Origin of the sequence: Bacteroides neonati, assembly GCF_000499785.1 — a bacterium.
GTDB lineage: Bacteria > Bacteroidota > Bacteroidia > Bacteroidales > Bacteroidaceae > Bacteroides > Bacteroides neonati.
The window spans coordinates 471,770-491,527 of the sequence record NZ_HG726020.1; the positions used below are offsets into that span (position 1 = coordinate 471,770).

Genomic DNA, 19,758 nt, shown 5'->3' on the forward strand with positions numbered 1-19,758 from the left:
CCTTAAATCGAAGTTTTAATGTTTACCGTTCCCTCTATCACCCCGATGCATCCCATCGGAACCCAGCGGAAATACACCTTCAATACCCGGTCGCCCACCATCAGGTTGCTGTCACCGTCCACCTGAGTCTCACCGCCTGATACCTCCTGTTTGGCTGTCATGTTCGCAAACACGTTGTTGCCGATATCCTCGAGGTATTTGACCATTCCGGTGCCCAGTTTCCCTGTCTTAGCATCGAGCGGCACCGTACTCTTTATTTTGGGCAGGTAGGCGGCATAAAGCTCCCGCATCACCTTGCAGTTCGTCCGGCTCATCGCAATAGTGCTCTCGCTTATGTTCCCATCCTTGTCTACCACTATCCGGGCACATACATGATCGTCATTCAAGCACACCGCACCGGAGTAATACTCGCCGAAGATGTAGCCTTTTGAGTTCAAACCGTTCAGTTCCGTTTCCTTCTCCCTTACCTTTTCGTGCGAGGAAAGGCCTGCATTTACCCAACTTCCCCGGTTTGCATCAGTCAGCATCATGGTAGCCACCTCGCCGATGTTATACGACACGGGCTGTGCCGCCATAACACCCAAGAGTGCCCCTACATCGGCATATTTCTGTTCTGCTCCCGTTCGGGTTTCTGCGTAATCCCAATCTTGTCCGATCATGACCGATACCTGCGGGCAATTAACCGCCGTACTGTCCGTTTTTAACTCGCGCAAATTCGCCATCGTTGCTGCCGTAACGGTTCCCAGTCCGGCACCCTCCAGCGCCACATGCAGCGGCCTGTTTGTCTGTTGCGCCCAGTCTGCCAACACCTGTGCGGCTTTAACAGCCGGGATGATCTCATCCGGGAGTCCGTCTACTTTCGTCACTGTTTGCGGCACATAGGAGAAACCCAGGTTAAAGATTTGCCCGTCGGTCGCCGCAATCATCCGCTTTACGCTTGCGTGGCTTACCAATGCAGCAAGCCCGGCGGCTTCGCCCTTTTCCACATTCAGCACATACAGCCGTGCTCCTTTCCCTCCCATACGGAAGTACTCGGTAATGTGGTGGTGCAAGAGTCCGCTTGTGGTCTCATTGATTCCGAAAGCCGCCATATCCGTTACGGCAGAAAGCAGAATAAATTCACCTTCGCCAAAACTGCTAAGATTTCCAAAGTAGCCAACCAGTGCCGATGTCTTCTCAACTCCACCCAGCACGCTTTTGCCAACTTTGCCTTTGCCGATAATTATCCGGTTATTCATCTGTCCCTCCTTCAGGCTCCTTCACCTCTTCTTTATCCGCCGTCGCGATATAAACCCCGACTTTTTTCTTATCACCCGCCTCGCTGGCATACGCATAGCCGGGTTCGGTGAAATACTCACCCTTAGTGTTGTAATACAACTTATTCACACCCATCTGCTCGCAAACGCGCTGCATCTCCTCTTTCTTATCTACACTCTTTTTCGCCATGTCTTTTCTTAGTTTTATGAGAGAAAGCAGCAATGCCTTCTCTCTTGTTTAAACACCGTTTAAATCGCTCTTATTAACCTTTTACGGAGATAATGGCGCCTACTGCTTTCTCTTTCTTTTGAGGTAGCGCCACGAAGCGTGCCGTAAAGCTGACCGTATTACGTTTGTAGAGTGGGTCGTTCTCTGCCTTGCTGTAATACATCTTAACACTGCCTTTGCACTTGAACATGCGCGGAACATAGAAGAATACCGAGGCTTCAAAATCGTTGGCCGTGGCCACTGCACCGAAGCTCTTTTTCTTCTTGGTTGTGCTGTCAAAGAGCGGGCAGTTCGCTGCCTCGTAAATATCAAAGCCGTACATCTTAGAAATCACCCCCGTAGAGTAATCGTGGTACTGGTCTTTAAATTTCTGATCAGCCTCCAGCAGGTCGTTGATATGATCGCTACAGAGCACCAATCTGCGGTTTTTCTTGGGCACTTTGAGTTTGTCCAACTTTCTGCGCAACTTAAGAATATCCGCGCGAAGTAGTTTTTTACGTCCGTCTTCGTCCGGAGTTCCCGATGTTTCCAGTACCGGAGTGTCTGCCGTGTTCTCAGTTGGGGCAAATGCATGAATCGCCTTATCCAGCATACCCTCGCTTAACTTGTCCCCGTGGCGGGTTTTAACCAACGCCATTTTATCGTAAGCAAGCGCGTAAAGTTCATCGTCCGTGACCGCAGTCGGTTTTGTTTCAAACTTACTCAATCCGATAGACACATCCCCATCTGCGAGTGTCTCCACCTCCAGCGGATAAGTCGTATTATCCACCAATACAGTCGGGTCTCCCGACACGTCGCTCAGGTGTATCGTGCTATTCTCCGCATACTGACTAAAGTCCGGAACCCCATCCAGAAACGTATTCTCCATCGCATGCGTATAGTGCTCCACCACCTGCCGTGTCCATACCTCGACATACACACCCGCACGCAATCCGTTAGGCAACCTTACAAAACTGGCGACTGTTGCCACCACCATCATCCCAATGGCTCCCACCCACAGAGGAAGCCCCAAACAAAGGGCGATCAAACACCCCATTACCGCACTGACTACCAGCGCAACAAGCGCCGAAATAATTCTACCTGTCTTCTTTCTCATCTTCACCAAATCTTTCATCAATTGTCAATCGTTAATTACTTAAATGCTGCATTGTACAGCGCCTCGAACTTCTCCGGATCGCTCTTCGCCATCGCCTCGAGCTCGCGCGGAGCTTCCTTTTGCCACTGTTCCCATGTCCAGCCCTCACGCACCCCTCCGGCGGTTGCCGAAGCTGCATTTCCACTGCGCGTTGCCGCAACAAGCGATGGGGAAGGTTTCAATCCGGATAGTACCGCCATCAACGCCTCCAGCCCCGACTTTTCACCGATACCTACATACAGCGCCTTTTGCTCTGCCGTGATCTTCTTTGCATGTACTGCCGCATCTATTGTGTCCTCAATACGCTTCTTTTCCGCATCCTTGTTTGCTTGTTCTGCCGCGTCCGCCCGACGCGTTTCTGCGTCCAGCTTTGCGCGAAGCGCATTCTGCACATCCACATCGCTGCTTTGTGCCGTTACACCCGTCAGGGCAAACTCGTTAATCAAACCTGCTTTGTCCATTTCACTCTCTGTTTTATGATTAATACTATATCCTTCTTTCCCCTCTGTTTCTCCTTTCGTCAAACAAGCAGAGAACCGGTTGTACAGCGCCGTGGGCGTTTGCGTCTTCAATTCCTCCGCGGAAACCTGCGTTACACCTGTGGCAATAGGAGCCACAATGCCGTCTATCAATTTTTCGTCCGCCGCTTCTTGCGCTGTAAACCAGTTGTCACCTACCAAAAGTTCCTCAATCTCCTTTTCATTCTTCCCCGTTTTGGCAGCATATATCTTCTTGAAATTCTTCTCCATTCCACGCAACCCTTTGGCTGCCTTCTCCATCATTACCGCCGTCCCAAAACATCCGCCCGATGGTGCATGTACCATCAGGTAAGAATTCTCACACATGTACACCCGGTTGGCGGCCATCATAATCACCGTTCCCATCGAGCAACACACCCCGACGATATATACGTTCACCGGAATACCACAGCTTTTCATGTGGTTATAGATCAGTGTTCCCTCCAGCACATCGCCCCCCTGTGTATGCAGATATACATCCACTTCGGTGGCTCCTTTGCAGGCTTCATCAAATCGCCCGATAAAAGCGTTTGCCGAGTTAATGCCATACGGGTAAATCTCTCCGTACAGTCGTACTGTTTCAATCTTCTTTGCCATTGCGTCGATTATTTTTCAGCAAACATAACGTGCTTTTTCGCCCCTTGCAACTATCTGTACATACCTTGAACACTTCTTTTCAAGGGTTGAACACTTCTTTTAAACTGTCCCTTTTCGCCTGCATCTTTGCTTAAAAAGATTACCAATTATGGCAGAAATTACCAACGAAAAGAAACGGGAGATAGCCGAAGATATGTACATCCGCCTCTCGCTCACCGGGCGTGAGATAGCCGAAAACCTCGGTGTAACCGAGCAGACCGTTAGCAGATGGAAGAAGGGCAGAGAAGGAGAACCATCTTGGGATGAGCGTAAAAATGAAACTCAGCTAACGCCCCTTAAAATCAAAGAGCTGCTCATGGGCGAGGCTTACAAAGTCGCCAAGGGTGAAACCAGTACCATCAACTCCGATCAGATCAGCAAGCTGATGGCTGCCATCGATCGGCTCGACAAGAAAATAAACGTTCGCACCGTGATGGATGTGTTTCGCGAGTTCGACAACTGGATGGCAGATCAGGAACCTGCCACCGCCGTTCTATTCACCAAGTTTCACAAGCTATTCCTGCAATACCGGATAAGCCTCGAGGCGTAACAGCAAACTACCAATATGTCAACCAAATACGACAAGCTACTCAACGACTACGACAAGCATTGCCAGCGCATAGCCCAGTCTACCAGCATTCGAATCAACGAAAGCCCGGCCGACAAAATGCGTCGTATCAAGTCACTCGAAGCCGATTACATCAAATGGTTCGAGTACTATTTCCCGAACTATGCCAAAAAGAAATGCGCATGGTTCCACAAGAAGTTGGCCAAAGAGATTATCAAGAACCGCCATATTCGTGCACTGGCCGAGTGGTACCGTTCTGCCGCCAAATCCGTACACATCGACATGGGTATTCCTCTGTTTCTGTACTTGGCGATGAACGACATGCATTACATGCTGCTCATCGGCGAAACCGAACCCAAGGCAAAGAAGCTTCTTTCTTCGCTTCAGGCACAGCTACAGTTTAACCAGCGTTTAATCAACGACTACGGCCGGCGCTTTAAGTACGGCGATTGGGCGGATGGCGATTTTACTACCACCGACGGCACTAAATTCAGCGCCCTGGGCTTTATGCAGTCTCCCCGTGGTTCGCGCGAAGATGAGAACCGCCCCGATTACATTGTAGTCGACGACGTAGACAACAAGCGCCACGTCAATAACAACAAGCTCATGCGCGAGGCCATCGAGTTTATCACCGAGGACGTATGGGGGTGCTTCGACTCAGACCCTGATGCCACCGACCGCTTCATCTATGCCAACAACAACTTTCATAAAAACAGTATCACCAACCGTATGCGACAGCTTTACCTGCAGGGACAGCAGCAGGCCGCACAAGAGGGTGATACCTCGCATTATTACATTCTCAAAGTCTGTGCAGTCAAGAACCTCACCGACTTCACCCCGGAGTGGCCGGAAAAGTCCGATGCAGCGTATTGGAGAAAGAAGTTTAACTCCACACCTTACCGCTCTTTCATGCGCGAGTACATGCATGTGCACATACAAGACGGTGCCGTATTCAAGCACGAAGATATTATCTATGGGCAAATGCTCCTCTTAAGTCAGTACGATGGATTGTGTTTCTATGGCGACCTTTCCTACAAAGCTGCCGGAGACTACAAGGCTATGCTACTGGTCGGCAAAACAGGGCGTCAGTATCACATTATTTACGTCTACCTTCGCCGGGGTTCCCGCGCTAAATGCGCCTCGTGGCTGTACGATCTTTACGAAGACAAACGTCTGAGTCGTTTTAATATTTCCTACTTCATTGAGGGTTTATTCGCAATGGACGAGTTTGTCAACGACTTCGACACCGAAGGCGATGAGCGCGGTTACCACATTCCCGTCGTGGCCGATAAGCGAGGTAAAACCGACAAGTTCGATCGCGTCGAATCCACCGCCGGGTTCTTCGAGCGGCACAATGTCATTTTCAATGAAGCCATGAAAGATAATCCGGACTTTATTACGCTGGTCGATCAGTTCCTTGCTTTCGAACGCGGCTCACAGGCTAACGATGACGGGCCCGATGCCTGGCACGGAGCCGAATCAAAATTAAACAAAATCACTTTTGTAGAGAAGTTCGACACCCGCACCATCAGCCGGGCAGAGCGTCGTGCAAAATCTAAAAACAACTACTAATTATGGCAAATTTCATACAAGAATCAGACTACGAGGTACAGGCGCGCACAGAGCTGTTGCGCCTTTTGGACGGTACCGACGACCGTGCCGCCATCTTAAAGGCCGAACGTTTCGCCATCGCCCAGATACGCAAGCATTTGGGAGGTCGATACGACTGTAACACGCTATTCGCCGCCATCGGAGACGACAGGGACGAATACCTTGTTATGATTACCATCGACCTGACCATCTATCACCTGTGGAGCAAGAAGTCTCCCAAATCCACCCCCGAACATCGCAAAATCCGATACGACGATGCACTGGCATGGCTCACCTCCGTCGGCTCCGGAGAGACACCCACCGACCTGCCGCAAATACCCACAAAGGACTACTGCGGAGACGTCCGCATCTCCTCCCGATACAAACCCAACGAGAACAAGTATTAAAACCCGTTTAAACTGATTTAAATAAACTTTTAAAGAACAATATCGTATGTGTGCTAAACAGATAAAGAAAGTCCCGCAAACGGGCGCAAAACAAAACAATTTGATTGTTGCCAAAATTGTAGGCGAATTCAAAGACAGAACCCGTGCCGAGATACGTAAATGGCGCCAGGCGCTCGAGTTGGCAGGCGATATCAATACTCCGCGCCTCTACCTCCTCCAAGACCTGTACGATAACCTCAAAGACGACGGCCATTTCATCTCACAGGTAAAACTGCGAAAAGCTGCCACGCTGTGTACCCCTTTCTCTATCCAAGACCGTGCCACGGGCGAGGTCAACGAAGAGAAAACAAAACTGTTCAAAACCGAATGGTTCTACAACTTCATGGAGGATGTGCTGGAAAGCCCTTATTACGGATACACACTACTGGAGCTTTCCGACCCGGCAACCATGAGCTTCTCGCTGGTACCCCGCCGCAACGTCGTACCTACGCTGCTCACGGTACTACCCGAAGTCAATGCCACTACCGGTATCTCTTACGCTACGGGGTTTGAAGATACCCTCATTCATGTAGGTAAACCCTCCGATCTTGGACTCATGGCGAACATTTGCGGACAGCTCATCTGGAAGCGCAATGCACAGCAATCATGGGCTGAGTTCTCTGAAAAATACGGGCAACCCCTGATTACCGCTACAACCAATAAGACCTCGAAAGGTGATATCGACAAAATCGAATCCCTGCTTTCTGCTCTGGGCGAAGCTGCTCAGGCGGTTCTGCCCGAAGGCACTACCATCGACATCAAGCCTTTTGCCGGCGCCGATGCCTTTAGAGTCTACGACAAGCAGATAGAACGTATAAACACTGAAATAGGCAAACCATTGACCGGAGGCACTATGGTATCCGATAACGGCGCATCCCGCGCGCAATCCGAAGTGCACGAGCGTAACCTTGATGAAAAGATAGCCGCCGCCGATCAGCGTATCGTCACCTTTACCGTCAACGGTCAGTTGCTTCGTATCATGCAGGCTGCCGGCTGGGATGTAAATCCCGAAACTGATGAGTTTGTTTTTGACGCCAGCATCAAGCTCGACCTCAAAGATTACTTTGAAATCATCATGAAACTACTCGAGCGTGGCTATCCGATTCCAACCAAGTGGATTAGCAAGACGTTTAATATACCCATCACAGGAGAACCGGTTGCCCCTTCAGCCGCTATTCCCGTGGGTGGAGCACCCCAACCTGTCAGAGCTACCGCGAAGCTGGGGGGCTTCCTGGCGGATTTTCAGTAGGGGCAACCTCCACCGAGGCTTGCCCCACTCGCACCAACCCTCAATCCGGAGGTGTTAATGATACACCCCGGTACTTATATCCGCCCGTACCGGGCTTTCTTGCTTTAAACACAGAACTTCCCGATTTTGCCGATGAGATAAAGAGCCTGTGTGCGCGTATCCATGAGCAAAAAAGCGAGATCACGCACGACCCCTCTTTGCTCTCTGCGACCGCAAAAACGCTTCTCGAAGGCGTTTATGAAGGATATGGGCGCGACTTTGTTTCCGTAGATTGGAGCACTCCCGATCACGCCATGCTTACCCGTCTGTCTGCTAATGTGTTTAGTTTCTCGGCCGCAAAGAACTACCAGCAGCTCCGTACCATGACGGACGCCTTGCGTGACGAAGAGGGGAACCTGCGTACTTTCTCCGACTTTCGCGAACAAGTATCCGGAATCAATGAAAAGTTCAATCGTGTATGGTTGCAAACCGAATACGATACGGCCATCGCTTCGGCCACCCAGTCCGCCCGTTGGCAAGAGTTCCGGGCGCAAAAGGAAATGTTCCCGTTTCTACGCTATCAGACAGCCGGAGACGACAGCGTACGAAACGAGCACCGCCTGCTGGATGGCATTGTCAAACATGTAGACGACCCGTTTTGGCTAACGTACTATCCGCCAAACGGATGGCATTGCCGTTGTGAAGTGATACAGGTATCCGATGATGATGCACAAGAGACCCCTGAAGGTAGCTACAAAGCACCTGCTGTTCAGTCTATGTTCCGCACCAACGTGGGCAATACCGGGCTTATCTTTCCACAGGGACACCCGTACTACATCGGCGTACCCCGTTCAGAGATACGGCAGGCAATTGCCTACCTGCCGCCCGAGAATGCTTACCTTGATCTTTATATGCCGGGCAAAAGGCATAATGTGTTGGTACATCAACACGTCATGCACGGTATAGAGGAACTTCCTTCAAATCTCGAGGTACTGTCCGATCTGCTTCAAATTAAACCGGGTATTACCGAGGCCAGCCTGTTGCCGGAGATACACCCCAAAGATGGAGGGCTAAAAGACAAGTTCTATCCCGACGACTGGAAATTCCACAACAAAGACAAAAACGCAGACGCATTGTTGATATTTGGCAAGAAAGAGAAGTGGGTCGTAGATTTTAAACGCCTTCAGGGGAACGGTAAACACATTGCCCCGCACCTTGAGAAGGCGGCACAGCAGGCAGACTATGCTGTAATCAAGCTGTCCGAAATAAGAGAAGAAGGCGTGGATGGAATCCGTAGAACCGTAACCCGCAAAATGGAGTCCACTACACTAAAGGGTGTAATTGTCATAGATGCCGATGGACGACTATTGTATGAACAGTATAAAAATACAATCGGCGATTAAACAGTACATACATACAGTTTAACCGCCGAAGGCTCAGTCGACCCGCAGGCCTACTGGCACAAAGATAGAAACAATATTCTAATAAACAACCATTTAAATACTATTTTTTTATGAAGCAGTTATATAAAACCATTCAAGAGCTATTCAAGCAGCCCGAAACTGTTAGTCTGTTCCGCTCCTTGAATCTCTCACCACCCGAATACATCGACCTGTATGATGGGCAACCCGAAGAACCTGAGCGGTTCGAATTTACCACCCCGGCCTTATTCATTGATTATGCCATTTCGTGGGAGCGCGCCGGAACCATGCGTAAAGGTGAGCTATCTGTAGAGGTTCACGTGCTCACAGACCCTACCGATGAAACCGACAACTTATCCGAGACACTCTCTGGAATGGAAAAAATAGACTACTACGAAACCATAAGCAACTTGGTCGAGGATATTTCTACCTGCGAAACATCCGGATTGCTTCTCAAAGGAGAGCGCCCGGTGACTACAGACTATTTCAATTACCACCTGCTTACTTTCACCTGCACCATCTCTCGCAGACGTACCGGGATAGGAGTTGGAAGAATTGACGATATCAACATATCCCCTCAGAGGAAGAAATACCTCATAGACTAAAAAGAGAAACGGTGTTTAAATCAGCCTAACAAACTGTTTAAACACCGTTTAAATAATTCTATCACTTTACTTCTGTGCAAACCACTCAACCGTTACCACTGCTTTCAAGTTTCCGGAACCCTGACACACCCTGCAGTCTATCTTTGTCCGATCACCCTGTTCATCCTCGCCCCAATGCCAACCACTACCACCACAAGTGCTACATGGAAAGCCAAAAAACTCTTCTTTCTCGACTGGGATATCAACGGCAAACATAGGTTCCGATAATAAATATACCTGTTGTTTCTTACTCATCTTTAGCACCCATTACCTTGGCAAGCGCCAAACAGGAAAAAGCAATCTTCATATCTCTGGTCTGATCTCCCATGTCGGAGTCATTGATAACCACAGATTCTGCGACAAGCTTCTGCCACATTTCATCGGAGAGCTTTTCTCCCATTAAAAAAAGAGTCGACAACACGCATTCTTTATCTAACTCGATTACTACCTGAACTTTTTTATCTTCCATATTTTTACTTAATTTGATTAAATTATTCACTTTGATTTATTTGGAGGGGGGATTTGTATATATCGCTTGTATTCCTCCGAAACAGAAAAGCATCTCGCACAATAAACAATACCTTGATGCCAGTTATATGAATGCCCAAATATTCTACATATAAGATTCATTCTTAATTCGCTTTTCAAATATTAAATACCTGGTAACATCCAAAGTTAAAAAAGCAACCATCCCAAAATACTGGCGTTACTGTCACGGTTCGTTTTTGAAGATTAAATACTATCTGATTTTGTATATGCTTTTTCATTCGCTTTTATTAAGTTTTACGTTAATTGTTCAACTTCTTCTAATGCTTTAAATATCTCATACATCACTTCTGGCACTATGGCGTTTCCATAACCCTTGATTGCTCCTGTACACCATGCTGTGAGAGAAACGGTAAGACACACCACATCAAAGGGAAGCCCATCATTTCCTCTACATATAGGGGATTGAGTCGGGAAGTCTCTCCAATCTCGTTTTGTTGCATTATGTGCCCTACAATTGAATCCCGATTTCTCTCGGAAGGAGGAAATGTAACATTCTTGAAATCGCTGGCTTTTGGCGTTGGGAGCATACCGCAAGCCGCCAAATCGTTCAGTTCCATTGTCCATCCCTGTTGTAGTTTTCGTTGAGTCCGGCCATCCTCCTGCTTCGAACCATTCTTGTAACATCTGGCCGTTGGCGTTGGTAACATTCCATTCATTGCCAATGCCGTCAATGCTGTACCCATTTGGCTTTTTGGATTGTACTTCTTGCTGTATTTGTCCGATTCCCTTGCATTTGGTGTTGGCAACAATGTCAGATTCACAAACTCCGTCTTCCCTTTCTCGTTGCACACTTTCAGCCCTTGCGTCTGAACGGTGGGCAATAAAGAAGACCCTATACCGGATATGCGGCGCTTCGACGCTACAAGCCGGAATAACAATCGGTTGGACGGAATATCCTTCTTGCTCAATACTTCGACAGACGGTTTCGACGACATATTCCTGTTCGAGTATCGTTTCTTTGTCATTCTCTTCAAACAAAGAGGTTTGACTTTCCACTGTAGCTTCATTGCCGGGCTGTACCATGCTAAGGATTCCATTAACGTTTTCACCAATAATCCAAGTTGGTCGTATCTCCCGTATTGCTCGAAGCATCTCCGGCCAGAGATAGCGGTCGTCATCCGCTCCTTTTCGTTGTCCAGCGACACTGAACGGCTGGCAGGGGAATCCTCCGGTGAGAACATCAATCTTTCCACGCCAAGGCGTGAAGTCTGTTTCTTTAATGTTTCCATATCCTATTGATTGAGGGAACCAATAACTTAGCACAGTCCTGGGGAAATCTTCTATCTCACACCAAAAAGCATTATCCCATCCCATCCATGTGGCGGCAAGATCAGCAGCACCAAACCCGGAGAAAAGAGAGGCATGTACTTTTGTCATTTGATTCATTACTCTATTGATTTGAACCACCCCGTACCACAAGGACGCAGCCTCGTTAGCCAGTTTACGCAGGATGTGGCGCCGGGATGGTTTGAAGTGATTATTTACCCAAAAGCTGTCTCATACACCTGCGATACTCCTTTATATTCCCAGGGTTCATCTTATGTTTCAACATCGCCTGTGACACCTGAATGGGATTGTATCCTCTGTATTCGGTTGGTATTTTCTCATACACTCCGTACTCTAACATCGATTTCCTGATATTCATTGGAACCTTCAGCACTTTCAGTGCCTTCTGCTGTTGTGGAACAGAATACGGCTGATAGTTACTATCCCAGTTTCCAAATATAGAGGTGACGTAGAGAATCTTTTCTGCTAATCTGATTTTCATACTCTTTCAATGTTTTACAATTTACTATAAATCAACATCAAATACCCGAGGATACACAACAGGATGGTACACAAGCACGCATCCTCTTTTTTACTAAAACGAGCGACAATCGCAACAACAAACACCATCGTCGCACCCAACTGAATAAATGTTTTATCTTCCATTCTTATCTCCTTTATAATTCCATCCATTTAACCGATAACATTCTTTTCTCGCTTCCTCCCTGTCGGGAGAGTCAAACACCTTGGTGCCAATACCGACCGTACCCTGATACTCCATTCGGTAAACCGCCCAATGAGAACCCTTTGGGCGGTACGCGTATTTAGGCTGATGGCTCATTTTCCTTTTTGGGTTCTACGTAAAACGTTTCATCCTGCACCACCTGCATACCACATTTCTTCAGGTTCTCCTCCATGCCTTCGTCGGAGCGATCTGCCAATAAGCGATCTTTGGCTACCTCTTCACTGGTGCGTATATAATCGGGAAGTAGCGTCTTAACTAATGTTAGTACCGACTCTTTGGTAAACCCCTTTAATTGCTTCAGCTTCGGAGTACCTGTACGGAACCCGAATACGCCGTGAGCACTCTTGTAGCTCTTCGTTTTGGAGAACAACGTCTCTTTGTTTTCGGTAGCAAAAGCCTGCAATACCTCTACCGCATCGTCCTTTTGCTGCTGCAACTGCGCCAACCTTGTGGCCTCCTTGTCGCGGATAGCCGTAATTTTTAACTCCATCTCAGCCGTGATCTTTTGAATACTCGAATCAGCTTGAACAAACTCGCTCAACGCTGCTTCCACCTGTTCGCTGCTTACCCCGGTAATCACCGTTTTTTTTACTCTCTTTGCCATAAATCTTGTTTTTTAAATGGTTTATATATCAGAATTGATTCTCTTTCTCAAACATCGACAACTGCCTTTTCTGCAGCTCCTTTTCTCGCTGCAACCGCTCATCCAGTTCCTTCAAATCCCGATCGGCGGGAGTAGCCAAGTAGTTGTAAAACGTGGTTCTGCCGATCTTATAAGTAGGGTAAATATGAGTTTTATAAATATACGTATCCGAATACCCACGGTCATGGTACTCTGTATAAATCCGTTGTATATCTCTTACGCGAAGCAGGAAATTGCGTCTGTTATATTTACCTTTACTCATATGCTCACTTTTACTGTTGTATAGAACCATCCCCGGCACCGCCCCGGGGAGTCGCTCTGCTCATCGCAGTCGTTCATGGCAACCCTTTTGTTATTTTAACCGGGAAGTGTCACACTTAAACACCCCCTGCGTATCGTTTTTCCGTTCGCCTCTGCCCTTGCCTCGTGGCAAATGGACTCTACTCGCTGCGCTGTCTTTTGTTTGCGCACAAACTCGTTATAAACCCGTTTCATTTGCGACTCGGTCATAGCATTGAAGTCTTCCACTCCGGCAGCCCGGCAAGCAGTACCCAGTATCTTCTCTGTCCGCTCCCTGCGTCCGATGTTCTGATATAGCCCTGCCTTATCGAAATATCCTGCAATCGCCGCAATCACCCGTTTCCTATGCCGGTCTGCCCGATGAAAATCACTTTCATTAACCGTCAGGCGCCTCATGTCTTCAATCATCTGCCGATATTTCTTGGGTGATCTCTCGTACAACTCACTCAACGAGGTACCGCCCGAGTACTGGTATACAATCTCTTCTTTCGTAGCTCCCGGCATCTTGCCAAGTAGCTCGTAAAACACCCCAAACCTGCTCATAACTTAATGATTTTAACCTGTTCCTTGACTATGCTAACCCTGCTCTCTCTCACTGCTTCCACGATAGCTGTCGCCAGTTCTTTGTGTCGCAATTCTATCACTGCCCATTCGTCTGTCTTGGCAGGGTTGACCACTATTTTACAAGGCCGCTCATACGCTGTCCACAACATAAAGGCGGTGCTCAAATATTCCACCGGCATACCGATCTGATATAGATAGTTCATAATCTCATGTATTTATCAGTTCCCAACATACGTAGTTTAGCTATCTCTTTCTGTGTGGCGCGTACGGCACCCGTTTTAAGGGTTTCTTCTACCACCTTATCCACACCCTCTTCAATTTCCGGTAGATTAGCGACTGCGATTTTCTCTATCTCACCCCGTAGTTCCTCTCTGTATCCGGCAGGAGTCTTATCGTACCCAAGGTTGGTTACTTTTTCGTTGAAGCGACTCCAAAACTCTGCGTAACTTGGCTTTCTCATACGCTTGCCGTCGATCAGGTTCTTTTGCAGATTATCGGCGCCAATGAAATAACACCCGAGCATAATCCGGTCGCCTGCATTCGCTTTGTTGTAGAGTCCCTTCATGAGCGTTACTACCGCGTCCGCACAGTCTCCGAACTCATCCAATATCAGTAGAGGACAATCGAGCAGCAACAGCTCGTTTGTTACCTCACGCCACAACTGATTGTAGCTACCCGTTTTTTCCAGCCCGAACTGTCCGGCCAAGCAGGTAATAAAATCGCCCTTACTGGGAAACTCCGAGCAATCTACATAGAATACGTTCTTATTTGCCCGGGCATACGATACAGCCGCATAGCTCTTGCCAATGCCGGCGCGATCACAAAGCACCTGCCAAATACCATAGCGCTGGCAGGCTCCCAATTGGGCTTGTACGGTAATGTAGGCCTTTGTTCGAGCCGTATTCCACGCCGATGTGCTCAGTACATTGTAGTGCCGGGCTAATACCAACCATGATACCTCATTGATGGCATTGTAGTTACGCCCTTGTTCTTTTTTGATCTGCGGAAGAACAGCCTTGTCGAACTTAATGCCGTGCCGGAGTGCGATCATTCGTGCAAATTCGGCTTGCGAATACTTCTTTTTATCCGGAGCACAGGCTGCTTTCTGTTCAAATTCGGCAAGCAATCGCTCTACCACTTTGTCTTTAATGCTGTTAGTTAGTTCCATATCTCTTTTATTTATTGGTTATTAATTCTTTAAACACTGTTTAAACGCTGCTACATACCCATAAGTCCCTCTATCTCCACCTCTTCATCGCTCTTCTGAACAAAGCCGTTACGCTTGTCCTCGAGCCTGTTGTTACGTGCATTTTCCAGTACCTTGGGGGTGTCTTGCCAGCTAAAGCCATATCCATCCGTTCCGGTAGCTCTGAATCCTGCCTGTTGGGCAATTTCCCGTTGGCGTTCCATTTCCGTGCGTGCATCCTCGTAGTAATCTTTCTGCAGGCCGATGGCGTATTGTACCTTGCCCATCTCACCCGGTTTATCCTTCATATCAGCCACGCACGAAGCCAGCTTCTCCTTCTCGTATGCATCCGCTACAAACTTCCCGTTTCTATCTCGGAGCTCCACCCATTCCGGGCGGTTCGTTGTAAGGTTCACGAATACCCGGAAGGTATCCCCGAGATGCTCCCGGTTAAATTCAAAGTCCATCGCGCTGCTGTCGCAATCCGGTACAATGAACTTCATCTTTTCGCCACGGATGGAAATCTCAATACCCTTTTGTCTGTACTCGTACTCACCAAAGGGGTGGGTTCTGTTTTTAAGTTCGACGACAAAGAGGCTCATTTTCTCAAAGGCGTTCAGTTTAACACGTCCTTCGTAGCTTTCTGCGTACCGTTCAATCTTCGATTTGCCAATGAACGTACCATAAGCATCGCGTCCTTCGCCTCGCTTATTCCAAGCCTCTACAGCTTCTCTGAACTCGCATAATACTTGTTCCTCTGTGGGTAACTTATCGGTAAACTGCAAGTCCTTGGCCAATTCTTTGAGTAATTCTGGGTTCGCTGTGCTGTTATGGCTCTTAGTGGTGATATTACCGCCTTTAAAGTTTTTCAATTTACGCAGTTCTCTCTGCTGAAAGTGGCCAATCACGGATTCTACCGTCTTGCTTCGTCCGGAGTACGGAGAACAGGGGAAGTTTACACGGGTCATATTATCAACTAATGCCTTTACCGTAGTCTCAATATTGGCCGATCCGTTATCGTAGTTCATTTGATAAGGAATGTATCCCCATGTATTAACCGTATTACGCAGGGCTTCTATCACCATGCTCGAACTTTCGCTAAAAGCTACACTATGCCCGATAATGGCACCCGTACAGGCATCTGTTACAAAATAAGCATACAGATCGCTCTTAACCACCCACTTGTCATTACCCCGCTTGTCTTTTTCCAGCCGCCTGTAGTACAACTGCATGGTTGTACCATCGAGTGACCAAAGCAGGTCGGGCTTGCTCACAGGCTCCCGGTCGATCATCGGTTGTATATCCAAGTCTCCCACCAGTTTGCCGTGTCTCATATAGTACCACACCTTTTTATGCTTGGGTGTGTTTAAATGCTGTTTAATGGCCGATACCGTCATTTTAGGCAACCCCAGTTCCTCGGCCTGTTCGTTGTAATACATACCGATGTCCTCGAAGCTGTATTTCACGGGGTCTGAGGCCAACTGCATTAAAATGGCGTGCGTCTGTGTATTCATCTTTTCACGGTTTACATTTCCGAAGTACCCACCAACAAGACAACTCAAACCCTCTTTGCCATATTCACGTGCCTTTCGGTCTAACGTCCGTTCGCTGTTGATAGGCTTGGCGAACTTCACAAAACCTTTGATTTGCTCGTTTAAACACTGTTTAAACAGCTCTTCCTGTATCTCTCTGACCGATGTAAACCCGTACTTGCGAGCCGTCTTTACATCCATCCGTCGCCACAGTCTCATCCATCCGGCCGCCCGGGCAATCCGCTGCACATCCGAAGGGACAAAGAACTGCATCTGCGTGAGCTCCGACATATCTGCCGCACTCACCTCGACCATTCCGCTCAAACTGCGTTTCACCGCGCTTAGCTTCTTATTCAGTGCTGCCGCCTCCATATTCTGTACCCACAGGTGAGCGTCCGTATCTTCACAAAGCACCTTATTCACGAGCGCTTTGTATTTATCACCCATACCATCGTAGTGCACGAATACCTCGCGCCCTTCCTTGTGGTGTGGCCAGCAATAAACTAACCCAGTGCGGTGTTGACTAAGAGATTTCCATAGGTATTTCTCCGATACCCCACACTCCGCCAACTCGGGAACTCCCACGCAAAGTACCCGCCCTCCCGGTTCTGCAACCGTAGAGTGACAAGCACTGTTAAATGGTATATTCCTATATTGTGGCATAGTGAGTTATCTTCTATTTTTATTATACTTGTTTCATTCCCCGGTCTGACTCCGAGACGCGTCGTCTGTACGACTAAATGAAATACCTACCTATTTTCACAAACCAGTAGGTTTTGCTACATTTGTAGCGACTATAAACTAAATACCCAATTATTATGAAAGAAAAAATCCTTGTTGAAAAATCAACAATGTCTGTCGGTGATTATGATAACGATCAGTCATCATCTTATTTAATCCATTTTTCCGAAATTGAAAAACACCTATCTGAAGGGTGGGTTATAAAGCAAATGTCTATTTTGCCTTATGGAGCTAACGGAGTAAATAAGGCAACTGATTTAATCATCACCGTTCATTTACAAAGGCTTTAGACCTATTTTGGCTACGCAGTCATGTGTAGCCATTTTTCTATAAATTAATAGTCCTATAAACTTCACATCGGTAATAATACACCCATTAAATATGTAACTCTCTTTTTCTATCAAAGCGTTTTTTTGCTTCTCTTTTTTCATTCTATACAGTTTTAATTATTAACACTTTATCTCTTTTGTTATTTTTACCGACACCTGATCGGTCAGACATAACGACACAGGATAATCGATATCTATGTGGATATTAAAACCCTTTCGATCAGCATCGACTATTAATCCGTTTAACTTATCCGCAGCCTCCTTTATTTTCAGTACCATTTCTTCCTCGCTTGTTGGCGCTGGGGCGTTGCGCTCGTTTCGTCTTTCTACTATGTAATAGGCGAAAGGTGGCAGGCAGAAGCATAAGGCGGCGAGGGTATACCAGATGTACACCCAATATTCACTAAACATTGCGCACATTCTGAATCCTCCCGTTTTTAATTGGTACCACTCTACCATCAGGCAGCATAACAATTTCATCTGCCTTATCCCACACGCGGCTCACCTTGTGTGCGTACAGGGTTTTAACCCTGCGTCTCTTTTGATTTCTTGTTTTCATAACTGTTCATTTTTAAGTGAATAACTAAATTATCATTGCTTCATTCCCCGGTCTGACTCCGGGACGCATCGTCTGTACGACTAAATGAAATACCTACCTATTTTCACAAACCAGTAGGCCGTGCTGCGTTTGGCAGCGAATAAAAAACTAACACCTAAATAAATATCTTAAACTCTCACACGTTGAATCAATATGACTCATAGCATCGCCGGTCGTCAAATTCCCGCATTCTCCTTTTCTCTTTCTGCACAGTAAGTATTATATTCTTGGCAGTAGACTTAAGCCAGGGGGCAAAACCGATGATGGGACGCTCTTTGTTCAATACAGAAGAGTATAATATAGCGCTGGCCTCCGACCAGTATTCTTCCGCGTCAGATCGGCGTATACCGAATCTTCTTTGAAGATAAGCAATAGTATTATTCTTATGAGATTCCACCCGGGCATAAAACTTTGACGTATCCCCCGATTTCCATACGTGAATCACGGTACGCACATCATCGTATGTCTCCATTTGCATTCTTTCAACCTCAATCGCTGTATGCTTTCTTCTTTTGGCTCGAATCTCATCCATAATCCCTCTTGGGGTGAAGAGTTGTAAGGTATCCAAAGTTTCGCCTATAATGAAAAGACCTTTTAGAGAGGAAAGGGGGATGTTGTTAAAAACGGAATACATCACTTTATTTGCCGATACACAGTATGCTTTCCCTTGGCGGTAAAGACTTACATATTTGTTGCGCTTCTTAAGTAGTACCTCTTTCCTATTTTTACAAGCGCTCCTAATCTGCCCTAAACTACTTACTTGATAGCTTGGGAACTCCGGAATAGTTTTCCAGATTTCTTCACTATTGATTGTTTGATTTTTCATGACTTGTTTAAATTAGAGTTAGTTACCATATTGCTCCAGTATCTCATCGGCGAACGATACAAACGAATCCCATTCGTTGGAAAACTCAAAATCGAGCTTTTCGGGGGGGGCTGTCTCTGCTTTGTTCACGGCATATCCCCAACGCTCCAGTTCCCGAAGTTTATCCAGCTCAACCCGATTCAGGGAGTCGATATCAACTCTTATCGTTTTGCGCTTTACATCAATCTTGGCACCTCTCTTACGCAAATATGTGCGTAGATTAGCCTTTATGTTATTAAACCGGGAGCCCATAATCAATCGAGGGGAAAATCACTGAGCCTTTCGTCCTCTACGGCAAGCTTTTCAAGCTCCCGGGTGTATTCCTCCAGACTCATATTACTCACATCTATGGTATATAAGGCTACACCATCTTTCTGCACGTGCGCCATACCGGTATTCAAGTCGGTATACATCATTATTCTGGCACAGTGAAATACGTGGTTCATTGTTTTTTGCGCAGTATTATGCGTCGTTGTCCATTGTAGTAATTTCATAACTATTCTATTTTAATTGGTTATTAATTCTCGTTACACATCCGTTCAAGTTCTTGAAGTATCTTCATACCCTTGCCGTTCTTCCGCTTGGGAATTCTATCACCGCGGGCGATCTGCCCAACGTACACCACTGTCGTGCCAAACTTCTTAGCAACCTTTTGATAAGGAGTAGAAGGCCTCGAAGCAGTAGCGCGCTTACGCTTTTCTCTTAGTTTTTCTGCTAATTTCATGCTATTCTAATTTTAATGATTAAATTTGCGATTGTAATAGTGATG

The 19,758-nt window shown here is 47.1% G+C and carries 30 protein-coding genes; 7 read left to right on the forward strand and 23 right to left on the reverse strand.

Annotated features, from left to right (window positions below):
- Positions 1 to 2: 2 nt before the first annotated feature.
- From TY03_RS05035 to TY03_RS05050, 4 genes are all read right to left on the reverse strand, one after another.
- Positions 3 to 1,238 (reverse strand): DUF2586 family protein, encoded by a 1,236-nt coding sequence (locus tag TY03_RS05035; protein WP_042367931.1) that lies wholly within the window; start codon positions 1,236 to 1,238, stop codon positions 3 to 5.
- Entirely contained in the window at positions 1,231 to 1,446 is a 216-nt protein-coding gene (locus TY03_RS05040; protein ID WP_042367933.1) for a hypothetical protein, read from the reverse strand. Before TY03_RS05040 ends, TY03_RS05035 begins: the two co-directional genes overlap by 8 nt.
- A gap of 73 nt (positions 1,447 to 1,519) precedes the next feature.
- A complete protein-coding gene (locus TY03_RS05045) occupies positions 1,520 to 2,581 on the reverse strand; it encodes a hypothetical protein (protein WP_052332440.1) in 1,062 nt (353 codons plus the stop codon).
- 35 nt (positions 2,582 to 2,616) lie between these two features.
- Positions 2,617 to 3,735, reverse strand: a complete 1,119-nt coding sequence (locus tag TY03_RS05050; protein ID WP_042367937.1) for a head maturation protease, ClpP-related — start codon at positions 3,733 to 3,735, stop codon at positions 2,617 to 2,619.
- Between the two features lie 148 nt (positions 3,736 to 3,883).
- Between TY03_RS05050 and TY03_RS05055 the strand changes: the two genes are divergently transcribed.
- From TY03_RS05055 to TY03_RS05080, 6 genes are all read left to right on the forward strand, one after another.
- A complete protein-coding gene (locus TY03_RS05055; protein ID WP_042367939.1) occupies positions 3,884 to 4,324 on the forward strand; it encodes a helix-turn-helix domain-containing protein in 441 nt (146 codons plus the stop codon).
- A 15-nt stretch (positions 4,325 to 4,339) separates the two neighbouring features.
- Positions 4,340 to 5,914: a hypothetical protein gene (locus TY03_RS05060; RefSeq protein WP_042367940.1), complete on the forward strand. Its 1,575-nt coding sequence runs from the start codon at positions 4,340 to 4,342 to the stop codon at positions 5,912 to 5,914.
- 2 nt (positions 5,915 to 5,916) lie between these two features.
- On the forward strand, positions 5,917 to 6,339 hold the full coding sequence (locus tag TY03_RS05065) for a phage protein Gp36 family protein (RefSeq protein WP_042367943.1): 423 nt from the start codon (positions 5,917 to 5,919) through the stop codon (positions 6,337 to 6,339).
- A gap of 46 nt (positions 6,340 to 6,385) precedes the next feature.
- A complete protein-coding gene (locus tag TY03_RS05070) occupies positions 6,386 to 7,627 on the forward strand; it encodes a phage portal protein family protein (protein WP_042367945.1) in 1,242 nt (413 codons plus the stop codon).
- A 197-nt stretch (positions 7,628 to 7,824) separates the two neighbouring features.
- Positions 7,825 to 9,009, forward strand: coding sequence for a phage minor head protein (locus TY03_RS21400; protein WP_148335581.1), 1,185 nt, complete (start codon positions 7,825 to 7,827; stop codon positions 9,007 to 9,009).
- 110 nt (positions 9,010 to 9,119) lie between these two features.
- Positions 9,120 to 9,632 carry a hypothetical protein gene (locus tag TY03_RS05080; RefSeq protein ID WP_042367946.1) on the forward strand — a complete coding sequence of 171 codons (513 nt, stop codon included), beginning with the start codon at positions 9,120 to 9,122 and terminating at the stop codon, positions 9,630 to 9,632.
- 66 nt (positions 9,633 to 9,698) lie between these two features.
- On the opposite strand, the gene TY03_RS05085 is transcribed toward TY03_RS05080, so the two are convergent.
- The 13 genes from TY03_RS05085 to TY03_RS05130 all read right to left on the reverse strand — a co-directional run bounded on the left by TY03_RS05085 (position 9,699) and on the right by TY03_RS05130 (position 17,119).
- Entirely contained in the window at positions 9,699 to 9,926 is a 228-nt protein-coding gene (locus TY03_RS05085) for a hypothetical protein (RefSeq protein ID WP_042367948.1), read from the reverse strand.
- Positions 9,919 to 10,140 (reverse strand): hypothetical protein, encoded by a 222-nt coding sequence (locus tag TY03_RS05090; RefSeq protein WP_042367950.1) that lies wholly within the window; start codon positions 10,138 to 10,140, stop codon positions 9,919 to 9,921. Before TY03_RS05090 ends, TY03_RS05085 begins: the two co-directional genes overlap by 8 nt.
- 26 nt (positions 10,141 to 10,166) lie before the next feature.
- Positions 10,167 to 10,301, reverse strand: a complete 135-nt coding sequence (locus TY03_RS23185; RefSeq protein ID WP_148335582.1) for a DUF1660 family phage protein — start codon at positions 10,299 to 10,301, stop codon at positions 10,167 to 10,169.
- Positions 10,302 to 10,454: 153 nt separating this feature from the next.
- Positions 10,455 to 11,606 (reverse strand): DNA cytosine methyltransferase, encoded by a 1,152-nt coding sequence (locus tag TY03_RS05095; protein ID WP_081713047.1) that lies wholly within the window; start codon positions 11,604 to 11,606, stop codon positions 10,455 to 10,457.
- Positions 11,607 to 11,697: 91 nt separating this feature from the next.
- Positions 11,698 to 11,988: a hypothetical protein gene (locus TY03_RS05100; RefSeq protein WP_042367952.1), complete on the reverse strand. Its 291-nt coding sequence runs from the start codon at positions 11,986 to 11,988 to the stop codon at positions 11,698 to 11,700.
- A gap of 14 nt (positions 11,989 to 12,002) precedes the next feature.
- Positions 12,003 to 12,152, reverse strand: coding sequence for a hypothetical protein (locus TY03_RS22310; protein ID WP_154663590.1), 150 nt, complete (start codon positions 12,150 to 12,152; stop codon positions 12,003 to 12,005).
- Positions 12,142 to 12,327: a hypothetical protein gene (locus tag TY03_RS21745; RefSeq protein ID WP_074434137.1), complete on the reverse strand. Its 186-nt coding sequence runs from the start codon at positions 12,325 to 12,327 to the stop codon at positions 12,142 to 12,144. Before TY03_RS21745 ends, TY03_RS22310 begins: the two co-directional genes overlap by 11 nt.
- On the reverse strand, positions 12,311 to 12,835 hold the full coding sequence (locus TY03_RS05105; RefSeq protein WP_042367954.1) for a host-nuclease inhibitor Gam family protein: 525 nt from the start codon (positions 12,833 to 12,835) through the stop codon (positions 12,311 to 12,313). Before TY03_RS05105 ends, TY03_RS21745 begins: the two co-directional genes overlap by 17 nt.
- Before the next feature lie 28 nt (positions 12,836 to 12,863).
- Complete coding sequence (locus TY03_RS05110) at positions 12,864 to 13,136, reverse strand: hypothetical protein (RefSeq protein ID WP_042367956.1); 273 nt, start codon at positions 13,134 to 13,136, stop codon at positions 12,864 to 12,866.
- Between the two features lie 95 nt (positions 13,137 to 13,231).
- A complete protein-coding gene (locus TY03_RS05115; protein WP_042367957.1) occupies positions 13,232 to 13,717 on the reverse strand; it encodes a hypothetical protein in 486 nt (161 codons plus the stop codon).
- Entirely contained in the window at positions 13,714 to 13,941 is a 228-nt protein-coding gene (locus TY03_RS05120; protein WP_230201902.1) for a hypothetical protein, read from the reverse strand. The genes TY03_RS05115 and TY03_RS05120 overlap by 4 nt, the downstream gene beginning before the upstream one ends.
- Complete coding sequence (locus tag TY03_RS05125) at positions 13,938 to 14,906, reverse strand: AAA family ATPase (RefSeq protein ID WP_042367961.1); 969 nt, start codon at positions 14,904 to 14,906, stop codon at positions 13,938 to 13,940. The genes TY03_RS05120 and TY03_RS05125 overlap by 4 nt, the downstream gene beginning before the upstream one ends.
- Positions 14,907 to 14,956: 50 nt before the next feature.
- A complete protein-coding gene (locus TY03_RS05130; RefSeq protein ID WP_081713048.1) occupies positions 14,957 to 17,119 on the reverse strand; it encodes an integrase catalytic domain-containing protein in 2,163 nt (720 codons plus the stop codon).
- A gap of 155 nt (positions 17,120 to 17,274) precedes the next feature.
- On the opposite strand from TY03_RS05130, the gene TY03_RS05135 reads away from it, so the two are divergent.
- Positions 17,275 to 17,487 (forward strand): hypothetical protein, encoded by a 213-nt coding sequence (locus TY03_RS05135; protein WP_042367966.1) that lies wholly within the window; start codon positions 17,275 to 17,277, stop codon positions 17,485 to 17,487.
- On the opposite strand, the gene TY03_RS22315 is transcribed toward TY03_RS05135, so the two are convergent.
- The 6 genes from TY03_RS22315 to TY03_RS05155 all read right to left on the reverse strand — a co-directional run bounded on the left by TY03_RS22315 (position 17,473) and on the right by TY03_RS05155 (position 19,713).
- A complete protein-coding gene (locus TY03_RS22315; protein ID WP_154663591.1) occupies positions 17,473 to 17,628 on the reverse strand; it encodes a hypothetical protein in 156 nt (51 codons plus the stop codon). The genes TY03_RS05135 and TY03_RS22315 overlap by 15 nt on opposite strands.
- A gap of 18 nt (positions 17,629 to 17,646) precedes the next feature.
- Complete coding sequence (locus TY03_RS05140) at positions 17,647 to 18,006, reverse strand: hypothetical protein (RefSeq protein WP_148335583.1); 360 nt, start codon at positions 18,004 to 18,006, stop codon at positions 17,647 to 17,649.
- A 266-nt stretch (positions 18,007 to 18,272) separates the two neighbouring features.
- Positions 18,273 to 18,950: an NUMOD4 domain-containing protein gene (locus TY03_RS05145; protein WP_042367970.1), complete on the reverse strand. Its 678-nt coding sequence runs from the start codon at positions 18,948 to 18,950 to the stop codon at positions 18,273 to 18,275.
- Positions 18,951 to 18,968: 18 nt separating this feature from the next.
- Entirely contained in the window at positions 18,969 to 19,196 is a 228-nt protein-coding gene (locus TY03_RS05150) for a hypothetical protein (protein ID WP_148335584.1), read from the reverse strand.
- A 47-nt stretch (positions 19,197 to 19,243) separates the two neighbouring features.
- The gene (locus TY03_RS22320; RefSeq protein ID WP_148335585.1) at positions 19,244 to 19,483 is read right to left on the reverse strand and encodes a hypothetical protein; all 240 of its coding nucleotides are present in this window, start codon (positions 19,481 to 19,483) and stop codon (positions 19,244 to 19,246) included.
- 23 nt (positions 19,484 to 19,506) lie between these two features.
- The gene (locus tag TY03_RS05155) at positions 19,507 to 19,713 is read right to left on the reverse strand and encodes a hypothetical protein (protein ID WP_042367974.1); all 207 of its coding nucleotides are present in this window, start codon (positions 19,711 to 19,713) and stop codon (positions 19,507 to 19,509) included.
- Positions 19,714 to 19,758: the final 45 nt, after the last annotated feature.